This window comes from Moraxella boevrei DSM 14165 (genome assembly GCF_000379845.1).
GTDB lineage: Bacteria > Pseudomonadota > Gammaproteobacteria > Pseudomonadales > Moraxellaceae > Faucicola > Faucicola boevrei.
The window spans coordinates 31,405-47,107 of sequence record NZ_KB903809.1; the positions used below are offsets into that span (position 1 = coordinate 31,405).

Sequence of the window (15,703 nt, forward strand, 5' to 3'; positions counted from 1 at the left end):
GCTGATAAAAAACGCACGGCTTAAATGGCTGTGCGTTTTTTGTGTTGGTGGTTATATTATTGCAATAAATTGTTTAACCAGCCACATCAAAAACGGTTGAATTTTTAACAGATTTTAGATATTCTGTTCTTTCTTGCAATAAAGGAATTTCGCACAAATAACGATAAGTTGCTTGAACGTGAATATCAGTAGATTGTGATTGTCCGTATATTTTGCAATGATATTCACGTTCGTTGTTAAGTTGTCTTTGCTCTATGCGGATATTCTCCCTAATATCACTATCCAATGCTTTCCATACTTGATTAATATGGTGAACTTCTGCTTCGTAGGCTTTTTTTGCCTGTTCAAGGGTCATCGGTGGGTTTGGCTGTGAGATTACTTTGTTTGGTTTATCAAGTGTCTCTAAAATGGGTGTTAAAACAATTTTTGTCTCTTTGTTTTCTTGCAAATATTGGGTACGCTCTTTTAATTTTGGCACTTCACATAAATAACGATAGGCTTGTTGGATTTCAGAAACATTGGATTGTGTTTGACCGTAGGCGATGCATTCGCTTTCTCGTTGTTTGTTAATGGCTCGTTGTTCTAGACGAATACTTTCCCTAAAATCAGGGTCTAGGGCTTGCCATGCTTGGTTAATGTTGGCAACTTCTTGTTCATACATTTGTTTGGCTTGTTCAACGGTAAATGTGGGTTGTGGTTGTTCATTTTGTTGAATGTATTGAGTTGGTTCTGTTGTGGTAAATGGGTTTTGGACTGGTTGTATGTAATCATAATTTTGGTAGGATTTTGGTGAAATATAAGTGTAGGCAAGCGTGGTTGTGGGGATTGATTGGCTATCATTTAGCCAATATTTTACGCCACCATGATGTGAGCAAGTGCCACGCCGATTTGCACTATAACTGTATGTACCGTCTCGGCATAAAGCAGTAGCATTGTGGGATTTGTCATAGGTGGTTTTGGTTGAATAGCTATTGTTATAATTTGTGGTATCGTATTTGCGTGATTGTTGTTTATCACTATAATCCAGTATTGCTAAAATCCCAATAAAAATGATAATCCCAATGAACCAATTACTCATCATTAACTACCTTTTCAGGAGTGTTAAAGTGGGTAAATTCATAAACACCGTTGTTCATCTTTTTCTTTTGAGCGATAAAAGTTAATTCATTATCATCGCCTTTAAGATAGGCGGTTGTGTTACTCTTAGCGACGGCTGTTAAAAATTTTAACTCTTCTAATTCCAAATCAGAAATAATTGCATTTAACTGTTTTTCTTTATCGTTAATTGCTTCAATTTGCTCGGTAATGTGATTTAGTTCTTGGGTTAAATTAGCTACTTTTTCTTTATGGCTATTCATATCACGCTCAAAAGATAAATAATTATCTTGCATATTTTTAATGGTTTGTTTTTGTTTTTCTAATGCTTCTTGCGTAACAATAAAAGACTTTACATTCTCCAATGATGTATTGTCTTTTTGTTCTTGCTCTTGGGCTAATTGTTGTAATTCTGCCAGTTTATTTTGTTCGTTTTGTAAGCGTTTTTGGCGTGCGGTTGCGTCTTCTTGTTTGCTTTCATATAAACGCTTCGCTTCAAATAATGCTTGTTCAAGCTCATCTTGTTTGGCTAATAAAGGCTCTTTGTTGGGATATTCTTCTTGCATAAATTTTTGCTTATAACTATATGTTTGTTTTAAGGCGTGGCTAATGCGTCCTTTTTTCTGATTGGTTACTTTGTCTTCATAGCTAAATCTTTGAACTTCTTTGGCTTGGCGTTCGTTATACACTCGTTCGCTTTCTTTAATTTTTTGGTGTTCCATTTCTTGATTTAATTGTGCTTGTTTTTGCTTTTGTTTTTTGGCAATATCATCTTTAATACGCTCATTTTTGGTTTGGGCATAGTGGATAGCAATCTTTTCAAAAGTTTGCGGTATTGGCATATTTGGCATATAAATGCTTTTTTCGCTTTCTAATAAATAATCGTCATAATTACCATTTTTATAATTTGCCCACGCTTCTTGCAGGCGTGATGAATAATACATTTTTAAAGAGCTTGGTTGTAATAATTTAGACAAAATTAAAATCACACCAACCAAAATCAAAAAACCATCAACCGCATATTGTGTATTTTGAAAAGCTGGCTCTGTTTTTAATTTTTGAATAGAATTTTCACGAAAAATCGGACTGTCTTTTACCATAAAAATGCCAAAACTTTCTAATGTTTTGGTATCGTCTTGAATAATAGCTGTATCAAGTGTTGTCTTGGTAGTTGCTAGTTGTTGTTTTAAATTTTCAAATTCGCTATTAGCAGTATTTAATTCAGTTTCAATACTTTGAGCGACTACCCCTTTACCATAGCCTGTACCACGCTTTCCGCTAATTTCTTGTTGTAGTTTTTGGTTAATTTCACGAATATAAGTCTCTTGTTCTCTTAATTTTTTTTCTATATTACCTAAGGTTTCTTGTTTGGCATTTTCTATACTGGTTTGATATTGCACTTGCATTTCATTTTCAATATCTGTTTTAAATACAAGTTGTGTTAAAAATGGTGCTGTAATATATAAAGACCCCATAACAATACATAAACGGATTAGAAATATAAAATTGCTTTTATATTTATTTAAAAAACTTGGATTATATTCATCGCCTTCTAATATCTTGGCGTGTTCTTCACCCATCATGTCTTGGGTTACCATTGTTCTATCAAAAAACCAAAACAATAAGAAAATAAAAATGCCCAGTGTTAGCCCACCCAAGTAAGGATTATCTGGGGTAAAAGTACTTCCAAAATGCCCCCATGCAAACGCTTCGGATAACGCCGCTAACGATACGATGACAGCAATCACGCTTAAATAATTTGCACCTCCTGATGTTAGCAAGTTATTTTGATAGGTCTTAAAGGTCAAAAAATACCAAATTCGTTTAAGCATTTTGTTTTAACTCCAACAATAATATCAATCCACCACTTTAAACGATTGCGTGCCAAACTCGGCACCCCCTACGCCCACACGAATATGATAAATGCCTTTTGGGGTGTTGGCAGGAAAAAACCAGCAAGCATCTAGCTGATTTTTTGTTGCATAAATTTGTCTGCCAAATTTGGCAGTATTTGAGCTTGTTTGTACACTACTGGTTAATTGATTATTGGCATTTTGTCCTGCATTGCCTGTAAAGGTTGCATGAACTGGCATGGTAAATAGCTCACTGACTTGATAAGTTTGAGCACTGTTTACAGGCGTTACCGCCCAACACAGCATGTCATTTTTCTTTAAAGATAAATTCATATGACCTTTATCCTTGCCTGTCTTTTGATTGATGATTTGTACATACAATCTGGGTTCTTGTGCCACTTCATATCTTTCAAGTCGTCTGCCCAACTCGTGTTCTAGCCTCTGCCTTTCTAATTGCTGTCGTCTGATTTCCTCATAATAATAAGCGTCCTGTTGATTTTCATATCTGGCACGGCTCGCCCCTTGTTCATAAGCGCCAAATAGGTCAGGGATATACATGGCATGGGTGGTGAGAGTGGATAATAATAAAATGGATAAAGTGAGTTTGGGTAGGGTTTTCATAGATTTTCCTTACTTGGTTTGATAAGTTGATTTAAAATCATAAAAATTACAAATAGCTTTTGACAATCCATCGCCCACCGTATCTGGAATGACTTTATCCCAATTACTTGATGAATAAGTTGATACATAGCTGTTTTGATTGCTCCAAACTAAATTACCGTTACTGGTATATACCGCCACATCTCCCCGAGTTATCCTTTTTCCTAAACAATCCACATACCATAACTCTTTCGTTTGTCGATATAGTCTGCCATCTTTTAATTTTTGAGCGGTGGGATAATTCATTTTTATCCAAGCGGTTACATAATAGCTTGATTTGTCATAACTATTAAAATAGTAAGCCGAAATACTCTCAAAGTCTATTTCTATCGTTTCTTTGTTAACATTACTACTAACCCCAGTAGGCACCCAATTCGCTCCCACCGCCATTTGACCACTCGCCAAAACTAAACTTGCTAACATTAACTTTTTCATAAAAGCTCCTAAAATAATAATACTCAAAAAAATTAATTTCTTGCTAATTTCTAGAGCAAGTCATTATCGCTTGCATCATTGCTGTAGCGGAACGCTGTTGAATATCATTCATAGTATTGGTTGATACATATTCAGCAGGCAATAGCATTGTTTTTAAATCACTGATTGGTAACTGTTGTACCATATTATCCATAACGCAATTGCACACCGTACTTGCATTGGGAATATTTTGGGATTGAAACTCACTCATACACCGACCAATATTTTGCCTTTTAAAGATTTGTTGTATTTCACCATCGCTCTTTTGATTATAGTAAGCAAGCATTTCATTTTTTGTTGGGGCTTTTTGGTTTGATTGTTCAATGCTATTCGTGTTTGAGTTTAATTCTTGACTAGAATTATTATCACACCCAAGTAAAAGCAAAGTCGCTAAGCATCCTACCAATAAAAATCTCATCATTACCTCCTTAAAATAAATACATTAGACCACGAATGGTTCCAACTGGTACAAACAAAATAAAGTCAGCGATTGCCCACATAATTTTGCCGTTTTGCACATCTTTTATGATGGCATAAATTGGCATAATAACACCTAAGAAAATCTTAACTGCCATTATAATAAATACATAAGCACTAACAGCTACATTTTCTTTTTTATTTAAATCAGACATCAAAATCTCCAATTAAAAATTCTAAAAATCAATAACAAAAACCATGACTATTGTCAGAGATTTGCCATTGTCTACCATTTTGGTCTATGCCATTGCTGTTAAATAACATACCACCAGCGACATAAATATCATTGATTTTAATAATACTGGCTTGACCTTTATTCCACCAAATCACGGCATAATGGCCAAACATATCATAATTGCCAAAAGGATTGCCTGTGGCTTGATTTAACTCTTGCCCTGTATAAATCTGTGTCTGTACTTGATAAGCCTGCGACCAACTATAATTGGTCATATATTTAGCACAGACATTTTTAACTTCATAGGCGTGAGCATTATTTATGACAAATAATGCCATTAAAATTAAGAAAATTTTTTTCACAAAAAACTCCTATAATATAAAAATTTAGTTTTCAATGAAATATAAAATATCACTTGAAAATTTGTGATAATGATAGGCTATATAAAAAGCCCATAAACCATAAAGCATTGAAAATCCTTGATGGATATCTTTATGTGCATCCATAAAGATAAAGCAATAAACACCGACAGTGAAGAAATATGACAAAAAATAATATTTTATCTTTGCAATTCTATCTTTGAGATATTTGCACTTATAAATCATAACATTTTGATTTTCATCTGTTTTAATATAATCATCATAATCACCATGACGATGATAATTATCTTGGCATAACAAGGCAAAGACAACCCACCCCAATATAAACAAAATCATTCCCAACGCACCACCCAATATTTTTAAGGTAAGTATAACCAAAAAAGCATTGGACAATCCAACCATTGTCATACCCTGACCTTCTATACCACTTAGTTTTTTGACAGAATAATTGATTGATTGCACATCAAACATAGAAAACACCAAAAAATTGCTAATTTAAGATATTAAAATCAATTCATCTCTCTTAATTTACCATTTTTAAAATTAAAACCATTATCAACGACCATAGAAGGACAACAATCAGGATCTTCGTGTTCACTATAATATTTTGATTGGGTGTAAATATTGCCAAGCGTATCCACATAAACCGTCAAGTCAATCCCCAAAGTTTTAATATCGCCATATAGATATTGATTATCACCCAAACCCAAATAAACCGCCAACTCTGATGATTTGGTTGTGGTATGACAATTTATCACTTCACAATAACGAAGTGCCACCACTGCATCTTTGATACCATCATTATTAATATCAGCATAAGTAATATCCTGACTTTCTAATTTATGACTATACCCATCATAACTGGCACTGTCTCTATCTAAAAATAATAAAGATTTTTTAACCGTATCATTGATCAAATCATTTAAATGATAGCCATTTTGACTGCTTTGCTGATTTTGATAATAAGCAGGTCCAACATTTTTAGGTGCAGGTGGTGTAACCACCGTATTTAATTGCGTTTTTAAAAACTCTGCTCTCTCATTTAATTGCGGTACTTCGCACGCATAACGATACGCCTTTGCCAAATCCTCGTCGCTACTTTGGCTATTGCCGTAGGCGGTGCAATCAGCTTCTCGCTTTTTATTGATGGCTCGTTGTTCGTCTCGCAAAAAGTCTTGTGTGCTTGGGTGTAGGCTATTCCACACTGCATTGATATTTGCTACCGCATTATCATATTGCTTTTGAGCTTCTGCCAAAACAAGCTGTGGATTTAATGGTGGCTCGTTATTGGTATTAGCTGTTTGAATGTCGTTGAGTGAGATATTGACATTTTGTGTATTTTGATCGTTGAGTACACTTTGAGATGTTGTGTTAGATTTCACATTATGACTTGATTGCTTATAATCAAATATATCAGCAATAAAAAATAAAAAAATAACCCATAAAATACACCCAAAAATTCCAGATAAAATAGCAAAAAACTCTTTAATAAATTTGTTTGATTGTACTTTCTCATAAGTATAAGAATAGCAACCCGAACAAATTCCAAATGTCAATAAAGTAGATATAAATCCAAAAATAATACCAGCACTAAATAACAGCTTTGATAATAAAGATGTCATAATAACAGGCATAAAAAATAATCCAAGCTGAGACCCCTTGTTTTTACCATCTTCATCTTGAATATCATCATTGTCATAAAAGTTTTCTTTTGAATTACCGCTTTTTTGTGTAACTTGATAAGCACATTCTGTCAAAAAATTCACGACACCATCTCTTATCACCAAAGCTCGCTTTCTGATGTCTTTTTTATGTTGATTTTTTGTGATGGCAATCTTATCGTGTTCGTTAATCTCATCAACATCATCATATTTAAGTGATAGCATTACCACCGATCTTTCATCAAAAACTTCTTGGCGAATGATATTATTATCTTCGGACAAATTGATAAAATCCATTGCCCCTACCAAGCCATCTTGTGGTCTTTGGCAAAATCTAGTATTAAAATTGTCTTTAATTTCTTCTATAAACAATTCATAGAGTTCATATTTATAAAATACTTCGTCATCAGGATTATTATCTAATCGCTCGCCAAGCATTTGATCAATAATGGGTGTATATTTGATGGATTTTTCATTTAATCTTTGCTTAATCATCATTTTATTTTGTGGTGTATTTTGATGATTTAAAATACCAGTTATTATCCCTGTCCATTCATCAACCACTTTATCAATCAATACTCGTTTATGAGTATCCATACCGTCACTTTGCATCAGATTGCCATAAGCAATCAAAAGCAGATAAGAGACTTCCTCTAATACGCCAGAAGACCAGATAGGCTTATTTTGATAATCAGAAATAACAAACTGATTGCCAATGATCTTTGTATGTCTTTTTAGTAGTGAAATGATTTGAGATGTATGATTCATTTTAATGGAATTTAATTTGCCAAAAAATTTCCCTTATGTTACAATAATTTACTAAAAAGTTAAACCAACCCACACTCTACATCTGCCAACTGACAGTGGTCTTTTATTAAAAATAGGTTTTTTTATGATTGATTTTGACACCATTCGTGAATTGCGTGAACAAAAACATTGGACACAAGAGCAAATGGCAGAAAAATTAGGGCTAACTCGTAACGGCTATGCTAAGATAGAAACAGGAAAAAGTTTGCCAAATTTACAAAGATTAGACGAAATTGCCAAAATTTTTGGCGTACAGTTGTTTGACTTATTAAAATTAGAGCAACAAAATGTCGTCTATCAAATCGGTGAAAACTATCACGGCAATAATAATTATTACAATAATAACGAAAAATTGCAAAGCGATATAGAAAAATTAAAGTCTGAAAATGACAAATTACAATTAATAATCCGCCACCAACAAGAACGCATTGATGACTTAAAAATCTTATTAACTCAAAAAGATGAGATGATAAAAGTGCTTAAACAATTAAAAACAAGTGACGTGAATGAATTACTAGAATTGTAAATGCAATGAATGAAAAAAACGCACGGTTAATCTTGTGCGTTTTTTAGGGTAATGTCAAAATTTTATTTCACATTTGATAAATACTGATTTAAATTTTCCAAGCGTTCTAGCGTTCCCACGTCTACCCAATTATCACGCAGTAACTCGCCTGTTACTCGTGCGTTATTAATCGCGGTACATAAAATCGGTGCTAAGGGCTGAACTTCACCAAGCGTTACAGTTTCCAACAACTTTGGGCTAATGACACTAATTCCTGCAAAGGTATATTTTGGTAAATCGTTCAAGGTTACTAGATTGTTTTTTAAAGAAAAATCCCCATTTGGGTTGTGCGTGGCTTTATCCGTTAATAGCAAATGAGCAAGCTGATTTTTACCAAATTGATAATGAGTAAGTTTAGAAAAATCAAATGTTGTCCAAACATCACCATTGACCAAAATAAACGGCTCATGCTTTAACAAACCATCCGCTAAGGCTTTTTTGATACCACCTGCGGTTTCTAATGGTTCGCCGTCTTCTCGTGAAATTTTTAGCGTTACGCCAAACTGACTGCCATCGCCTAGGGCATCAATGAGTTTGTCCGCAAGCCACGACACATTGATGACGATATCATAAATACCTGCTTGTTTTAATGCTAAAATATGCCATACAATCAATGGCTTACCGCCAACTTCTACCAATGGTTTTGGCGTGGTTAATGTCAATGGGCGTAGGCGAGTGCCTTTGCCTGCGGATAAAATCATGGCTTGATTTATCATATTTTGCTCTTAGTTGATTGTAATCGTTAAAATTTTTGTTGAAACTTTGGTAGTATCACTTGTTCAATCCACGTATAAAACTCGGCATATACGTGATTTTTATTTATAAGGTTGCTTAGTGAATTTAACAAATCCTGCATGACCTTTGGCATATTGGCAAGGTACCTGTCTTTGCCATCACGCTGTGATAGACGAATAAAGATACCGATAACTTTTAAATGTCGCTGAAAACTAATGACGTTAAAATCATAGTTAACTTGCTGAAAGTCCAGCGTATTTTTATAATCCGTCATTTTGTAAAAATCTTGTAATTTATTTTCAACCCAATTTTCATTAACATTGATGTAAGCATCTCTTAACAATGATGCCAAATCATACAAATATGAACCAATCACCGCATCTTGAAAATCAATCACACCTAAATCTTTCGTTAAGTCATTGTGAATAATCATTAGATTGCGACTGTGAAAATCCCGATGGACGACAACTTGAGGCTGTGTGATGGCATCTTTTACGATTTGGTTTTGTAGGTTTAGCCATAATTGTTGCGTTTTTTCGTCCAAACTGACACCAAGATAGGGTAAAAACCATTCATCAAATAATGCCATTTCACGTTTTAGCAGGGCTTCATCATAATTTGGCAAGGAATGGTTTTGCAAATTTTTTGCCCTTTCAACAGGAATTTTTTGTAAATCTATCAGTGTTTGGAGGGCTTTTTGATACAATTTTTCGCTAATTTCTGAACTTTCATTGAGCCTATCGGCAAAATCTGTCGCCCCTAAATCTTCTAATACGATAAAACCTTCGCTTTCGTTTACTGCCATCAGTTTTGGCACATGGACAAAATCCGCCATGAGTTTATCCACGGCAATAAATTCTTTTACGCTTTCTTTGTCAGGCGGTGCGTCCATAATAATAAACTTTTGTTGGCTTTGACCATTGCCTACTTGCAGACGGTGATAACTGCGAAAGCTGGCATCACCTGCTAGGCGTTGGTGACTGAAATTTTGTTCGGCAAAAACCGTTTGTAGCCATTGGTTTAGGGCGATATCACGTTGTTTGGTGCGGTGGGTGGTAAGACTGCTCATAATTTTTGACTTTTAACAATGAAAAACGCTATCCTATCCAAAAATCGTGAATTTCTCAAGAAAATTCTATGATTTGGGCAAAAAAAGTTTAAAAACCGATTAAAGTTGATAAATTGATAAAATTTTAGCCAAAATTGTCAAAAAAAATAGTATAATTCTGCGTTAAATGCTATTATGCTAAGGTTTTTTGCTATCATTCCTTGCGTGGTTCTTTGGTGTGTATTTATGATAAAAAATTATCAACATTATTTTAGTCGTTTACCAAATTCAATGCCTAAACCGTCCTCTTTATATTTGGCAATCGGGAAAGCGTGGTGTGGTTCATTGTATGGTGTCGTGACCTTGACGGGTGTAGCATTCTCGCCTGTGAGTTATGCCGAAAATTTGCCGACCGACGTGGGAGTTACGCAAAACCCTGAAAATGTTGAAAACAATTTGTCAAATGCTGTTGTAAATACGGCTTTAAATGAAGTCGTAACTACTGAAGATATTACCCTGTCGCCAACGATGAGCCGTGTCGCATCGCCAAAAATTGATGAAAAATCGGCTCGTACTCGTCCAAATTTTACCCCAAATGAAGCTCAAGAACGAAGTTTACAACGTTTAAAGCAACATTATCAAATTCATCCAGAAAACTTAGCAGCCAATGTAACAGCTGATGACAATCAAGCGGATAAACCAGCGACAAAACTTATGGAATTTGGCAAAAACTTATCCGATAACTTGTTGGGGAAACCGCAAAAGCCTGCTATGTGTCACGGTGCGTGGGTGTATCCAACGCCAACGAGCAAAACCCAAAACACCGCTCAACAAAATGCCCAAGCAAATCTACCACAAAACAGCCTAAGCAATAATCGTCAGAATAATGATGCCGATGCAACACTCTACGCAGAAGCGGATTATGGCTATTATGACAGCGAAAATTATGCCGAATTAGTGGGTAATGTTCAAGTTAATCAAGGCTCACAGCAAATTAAAGCCGATAAAGTGGTGGTGAATTTAGAAGATGGGATTGCCTTGGCTCAAGGCAACGTTATGCTGTTGCAAAATGATGAAATTAATAAAGATAACGCAAATAATCAACAAGTTGCCAATCAATTTAACTTGCTAAATGTTGAAAAACCTTTAACCAATTCAGGTTTAATCAGCGTTGCCAATGAAGTGGCGTATCAATCAGGCTCAAGTAAGGCAACTGCCAAAGATGTTGCCTTTGCCAGCGTACCGCTCCAAGCCCACGGCTATGCCAAACAGCTCAATAAAGTGGATGAAAGTCATTATGAAATTGATGACGTGATGTTTACCACCTGTGCCCCTGAAAATCCAACGTGGCAAATTAATGCCAAAAACCTAGATATTGACACCGATACAGGGCGTGGTGAAGTGTATCATGCCACCTTTAAAGTGAAAGATACGCCGATTTTTTATCTACCATATTTTAACTTTCCGATTGACGATAGACGCACGAGCGGATTTTTGTTGCCAAAAGTGGGTTTTAGCAATGACGGCGGTTTAGCAGTGCAAACGCCGTATTATGTTAACCTTGCCCCCAACTATGATGCCACGTTAACCCCAAGTATTTTTAGCAACCGTAATCCGATGTTAACGGGGGAATTTCGCTATTTAACCGATGGTTTTGGGCAAGGGGAGGTGACGGGTTCATTTTTGCCAAACGATAAAAAATACAACAATCAAGACCGTAAAAGTTTGTTTTATCAACACCGTTGGCAATCAGCAAACTATCCAACTTTGTCGGCACACGCGGTATATCAATATGTGTCGGACTCGGCATATTTTGATGATTTTGACACGCTTGGTATTGAGAAGAATCAGCTAAATTTACCACGCCGTATCCAAGCCAATTATTATAACGATTATTTAACCGCCTTGGCAAAAGTGGAAATGTTCCAAACTTTGGACAATAATTTAGAAGATGGGCAAGCTATTTTGGATAAAGACAAGCCTTATCAACGCTTACCACAGTTATCCATGCAATATCGCTTGCCTTTTTTTGACAATATTGATGTGCGTGGTGTGAGTGATTTTGCCTATTTTAAACGTCCGATTGATGATAACTCTGCCCCTGAGCAAAGTGGCGGACGCTTGTATAACAAAATCAGTGCATCTTATCCGATGAAACGTACATGGGGCTATATTACCCCAACCGCAAGTTTGCAACATTTGTACACTCAGTATGATGAAGAAACCACGCTTGTCAATAATTACAGCGAAGCGGACAAAAGTCAGTCAATTTTTGTGCCAGAATTTAGCCTTGATGCAGGGTTAAACTTTTATAAAGCAGGCTCGCCTTTTGATCAATCAGATAAAAAATGGGGTGGTTATCAATTAATTAGCCCACGTTTAAAATATGTGTACTCACCCTATAAAGACCAAAGTGATGTACCAAATTTTAACACCCGTTTGGCATCGATAAACTTTTCACAACTCTATGAAAATTCGTTTTTTTTCGGCTACGACCGTTTGGCGGATAACAATCACATCACCCCATCGATTAATTACCGTTATATTGATGCCAATGGTTTGACACGTTTAGATGCAAGCATTGGACAGCAGTTTTATTTAGATGATATTCGGGTGCATTTGGCAAATAATAATTTACCGCTGACCGTGGACAGCTCAGGTACGGTACTACAAATCAGCTCACAACCGTATCAAGACCTTTGGGTGGATTTGGACGGGGCGGTGAATGATAACGGCGATTTACATTATTATAACGCCCAATTACGCTATCAGCCCAACAATAACGCCTTGTACAATATTGGTATGATAAAACGTCAACCGCACCCAATGGGGCAACAAGCACTGTCTGCGGTAACCGCATCGGCGATTTTTCCGATTAGCCAAAACTGGGGCTTTTTGGGAGCGGTGCAGTATGACAACCTAAAAAATCGTTATAGCGATGTGTTGGCGGGCTTTACTTATGAAAGTTGCTGTTATAGTTTTTCGGTGTACGGTCGTAGCTATTATAATGAGCTTGACAATGACAGCAAGCCAAAACATGCGATTATGGCAGAACTTAGCCTAAACAGTATTTTTAACAAACGTGATGGCAAACTGTCATCCATGATTAACGACCGTGTCCAAGGTTTTAATCAGTTAAACCGATTTTTTAATCAATTTTAATTCATATTTTAAATTATTTGTAAAAAGGAGTTCATCTTTATGAAAACTTTCGACAAGAAAACGCTTAACAAAATGCAACTTGCTGTTTTACCAAGTTTGTTAAAAGTAGCAATGTTTGGCGTTGTTACAGTGTTTGGTACAATGTTTAGCCAAAACGTTATGGCAGATGACAAGGCAACTGATACGGCAACTGCGAGCCAAAATTCATCGCAAATACAGCTAATCGACGGCGTGGTAGCGATTGTTAACGACAGTGCGATTTTAAACAGCGAATTAGAACAAGCGGTCGCCCAAACTGCAAACCAACTGCAACGCCAAAATCAGCCAATGCCACAAGCCAGCGTTTTGTATTCACAAGTGCTTTCACAAATGATAAATCGCCAAATTCAGCTAGATTTAATCAAACGTCAAGGTTTAAGCGTAGATGAAAATCAGCTTAATCATGCCTTAACTAACCTTGCTAAAAAAAATGGGGCGAGTAGTTTATCGGAGTTTCAACAACGTTTGGACAGTGAACAAAAAGGCAGTTATCAAGCCTTGCGTCAACAAATTGGCGATGATTTAGCCATTCAAGCCTTGCAACAACAGCAAGTGGTTCGCCGTGTGCATATCAGCGAGCAAGATGTGGACGCGTTTTTAAAATCGCCTGAAAGCCACGCCCTACAGCAAAGCCAGTACCGTCCGCTACATATCCGTGTGCCATACGGCAACAAGACAGGCGAAACGGTGAGTGAACGTCAAAAACAACAAGCCTTAAAAGTGGCAAATCAGCTAATTAACAGTTTGCAAGCTGAAAAAACCAACATGCCAAGTAATATTGAAGCGTTAATGCAACAAGCCCAACAAGGCTACAAACCAGAACTCCAAGGCGGTGACGTCGGCTACCGTATGGCGAGCGAATTGCCAACCGATATTGCCAATGACATTATCAGTTTGCAAGTGGGTGAAGTGAGTAAACCGCTACTGACCGAGCAAGGTATTGATATTATTAAATTAATTGACAAAAAAAATAATGCCAAACACATCATTGACCAATGGCAAACCCGTCATATTTTGATTAGCCCGTCCGCTAGCGTGTCGGCAGATATGGCAAAACAGCAGATTGATGCCATTTATCAGCAGTTACAGCAAGGGGCAGATTTTGCGACATTGGCATCCACCTATTCTAGCGATACAGGCAGTGCAAACAATGGCGGTTCGCTTGGTTGGGTGAGTGAAGGTGAAATGGTTGCACCGTTTGAAGCGATGATGAAACAAACGGCGGTGAATGATTTTTCTATTCCATTTCAGAGTCAATTTGGTTGGCATATTTTAAAAGTGGACGGTAAACGCCAACAAGACGTGAGCGGCACTTATCGTAGAAATATGGCAAAAGAAATCCTGTATCAACGCCTTGCACCACAAGCCCTAGAAGATTGGATGCAAGAATTAAAAGCCCAGTCTTATATCAAAATTATGCAATAATGTTTGTCAATTAATTCGTACAAAAAATCAACGTTGCCATACGTCCTGTGGCAACGCTTTTTTGTTGGCTTTGTTGCCTGTACGAATAAAAACGTGGGTCGCTATAACTATCCAAACCGCTTTGATAAATTTGCTGAACACCGCACGCCTGCAACTGTAACTCGGCGACTTTTGCCAAATTTGCCAAATAATGTCCGTGCGTGGTTGGGGTAAATAGCGACTGGCTTAACGCATCATCTACCGTGATAGATAATCTTGCCAAACTTGCCAACACTTGGGTTTTTACATTGTCATCCACTTCATAATTGGCTTGGGCAATGCACGCACCTATCCATGCTTGGTACACTCTCGTTGGGGCTTGGTACGCTCCCTGTCGGTTCATGTAATTTATGGTTTCAGCAATGATAGATTTTGCCAAACCTTGCCAACCTGCGTGTATCGCTCCCAGATTACCTGCCCCATCAGCAAGCATAATCGGCACACAGTCAGCGGTCATAATTGCAAGAGCGACATTCGGGCGGTCGGTAATATGGGCATCTGCTGAAATAGGGCAGGCGTGTGGTTGTGTTGCGTGATGCACAAGATTGCCATGCACTTGGCTAAGCCAATGGATTTGGTTCACGCTTGGGTAGTGCTGTTGCAATTCGCTTAACAAATCCATACGATGCTGATGCACGATTGTTGGACTGTCCAAAACGTGTAAGCCTAAGTTAAAATCACCATACAAATTTGTTGCAGAACTTGGCATTTGGCTAAAGGTTTGCACCACTTGAATAGGATTGTCGGAGGTCGTCAAGGGCAGAATGTGAGAATTTGTGAACATAACTAAAAACCGTAAAATTGACTATTAATAATGCGGTGGTCTATCCGCCAACAGGTCAAACGGCTGAATTTGGCTTTCGTTCGGCATGGCGGTGATTTTTTGGTACAACAGTTGTATTTGTCGCTGTTGGTCGGCGATTTGTTGGCTTTGCTGTATGACGATATCATTGAGCGTATCTAGCGTAGCTTCCATGAACATCAGTTGGCTTTGTAGTTCTATCAGCTGATTTTGGCGTGTGTCATGTTGAGATTTTTCTGTTGTTGGTAAAGATTGCATCACAGTTATTCATGTATCAAGGGTTAAAAGAAACTATTTTAACATATT

At 36.9% G+C, this 15,703-nt stretch carries 16 protein-coding genes; 3 read left to right on the top strand and 13 right to left on the bottom strand.

The features are described 5' to 3' along the window. Nucleotides 1–73 precede the first annotated feature (73 nt). From A3G3_RS14690 to A3G3_RS0110630, 9 genes are read right to left on the bottom strand one after another with little or no spacing between them, the layout of a single operon-like run. Nucleotides 74–1,078, bottom strand: coding sequence for a DUF3761 domain-containing protein (locus A3G3_RS14690; RefSeq protein ID WP_019520491.1), 1,005 nt, complete (start codon nt 1,076–1,078; stop codon nt 74–76). Then, entirely contained in the window at nt 1,071–2,927 is a 1,857-nt protein-coding gene (locus A3G3_RS0110595) for a DUF4407 domain-containing protein (protein WP_019520492.1), read from the bottom strand. The genes A3G3_RS14690 and A3G3_RS0110595 overlap by 8 nt, the downstream gene beginning before the upstream one ends. A 24-nt stretch (nt 2,928–2,951) precedes the next feature. Next, complete coding sequence (locus A3G3_RS0110600; RefSeq protein WP_019520493.1) at nt 2,952–3,569, bottom strand: hypothetical protein; 618 nt, start codon at nt 3,567–3,569, stop codon at nt 2,952–2,954. A gap of 9 nt (nt 3,570–3,578) precedes the next feature. Further along, on the bottom strand, nt 3,579–4,043 hold the full coding sequence (locus A3G3_RS0110605; RefSeq protein ID WP_019520494.1) for a surface-adhesin E family protein: 465 nt from the start codon (nt 4,041–4,043) through the stop codon (nt 3,579–3,581). Between the two features lie 43 nt (nt 4,044–4,086). After that, nucleotides 4,087–4,500, bottom strand: a complete 414-nt coding sequence (locus tag A3G3_RS0110610) for a hypothetical protein (RefSeq protein WP_019520495.1) — start codon at nt 4,498–4,500, stop codon at nt 4,087–4,089. A 10-nt stretch (nt 4,501–4,510) separates the two neighbouring features. Continuing rightward, complete coding sequence (locus tag A3G3_RS0110615; RefSeq protein ID WP_019520496.1) at nt 4,511–4,714, bottom strand: hypothetical protein; 204 nt, start codon at nt 4,712–4,714, stop codon at nt 4,511–4,513. A 28-nt stretch (nt 4,715–4,742) separates the two neighbouring features. Next, complete coding sequence (locus A3G3_RS0110620) at nt 4,743–5,096, bottom strand: hypothetical protein (RefSeq protein WP_019520497.1); 354 nt, start codon at nt 5,094–5,096, stop codon at nt 4,743–4,745. 24 nt (nt 5,097–5,120) lie between these two features. Beyond that, nucleotides 5,121–5,585: a hypothetical protein gene (locus tag A3G3_RS0110625; protein ID WP_019520498.1), complete on the bottom strand. Its 465-nt coding sequence runs from the start codon at nt 5,583–5,585 to the stop codon at nt 5,121–5,123. A 38-nt stretch (nt 5,586–5,623) separates the two neighbouring features. Next, entirely contained in the window at nt 5,624–7,387 is a 1,764-nt protein-coding gene (locus A3G3_RS0110630) for a lysozyme inhibitor LprI family protein (protein WP_019520499.1), read from the bottom strand. 280 nt (nt 7,388–7,667) lie between these two features. Between A3G3_RS0110630 and A3G3_RS0110635 the strand changes: the two genes are divergently transcribed. Further along, on the top strand, nt 7,668–8,108 hold the full coding sequence (locus A3G3_RS0110635) for a helix-turn-helix transcriptional regulator (protein ID WP_019520500.1): 441 nt from the start codon (nt 7,668–7,670) through the stop codon (nt 8,106–8,108). A gap of 62 nt (nt 8,109–8,170) precedes the next feature. On the opposite strand, the gene murU is transcribed toward A3G3_RS0110635, so the two are convergent. Together murU and A3G3_RS0110645 are read right to left on the bottom strand one after the other, a co-directional pair. Beyond that, nucleotides 8,171–8,863 carry an N-acetylmuramate alpha-1-phosphate uridylyltransferase MurU gene (murU, locus tag A3G3_RS0110640; protein WP_019520501.1) on the bottom strand — a complete coding sequence of 231 codons (693 nt, stop codon included), beginning with the start codon at nt 8,861–8,863 and terminating at the stop codon, nt 8,171–8,173. Nucleotides 8,864–8,889: 26 nt separating this feature from the next. Then, nucleotides 8,890–9,951 carry an aminoglycoside phosphotransferase family protein gene (locus tag A3G3_RS0110645; protein ID WP_019520502.1) on the bottom strand — a complete coding sequence of 354 codons (1,062 nt, stop codon included), beginning with the start codon at nt 9,949–9,951 and terminating at the stop codon, nt 8,890–8,892. A gap of 225 nt (nt 9,952–10,176) precedes the next feature. Between A3G3_RS0110645 and A3G3_RS0110650 the strand changes: the two genes are divergently transcribed. Beyond that, on the top strand, nt 10,177–13,092 hold the full coding sequence (locus A3G3_RS0110650) for an LPS-assembly protein LptD (RefSeq protein ID WP_019520503.1): 2,916 nt from the start codon (nt 10,177–10,179) through the stop codon (nt 13,090–13,092). 39 nt (nt 13,093–13,131) lie between these two features. Next, nucleotides 13,132–14,556 (top strand): peptidylprolyl isomerase, encoded by a 1,425-nt coding sequence (locus A3G3_RS0110655; RefSeq protein ID WP_019520504.1) that lies wholly within the window; start codon nt 13,132–13,134, stop codon nt 14,554–14,556. Nucleotides 14,557–14,566: 10 nt separating this feature from the next. Here the strand turns inward: A3G3_RS0110655 and pgeF are convergent, their stop codons facing one another. Together pgeF and A3G3_RS0110665 are read right to left on the bottom strand one after the other, a co-directional pair. Further along, nucleotides 14,567–15,379 (bottom strand): peptidoglycan editing factor PgeF, encoded by an 813-nt coding sequence (gene pgeF, locus A3G3_RS0110660; RefSeq protein WP_019520505.1) that lies wholly within the window; start codon nt 15,377–15,379, stop codon nt 14,567–14,569. Between the two features lie 24 nt (nt 15,380–15,403). Continuing rightward, complete coding sequence (locus A3G3_RS0110665; protein WP_019520506.1) at nt 15,404–15,655, bottom strand: SlyX family protein; 252 nt, start codon at nt 15,653–15,655, stop codon at nt 15,404–15,406. Between the last annotated feature and the right edge of the window lie 48 nt (nt 15,656–15,703).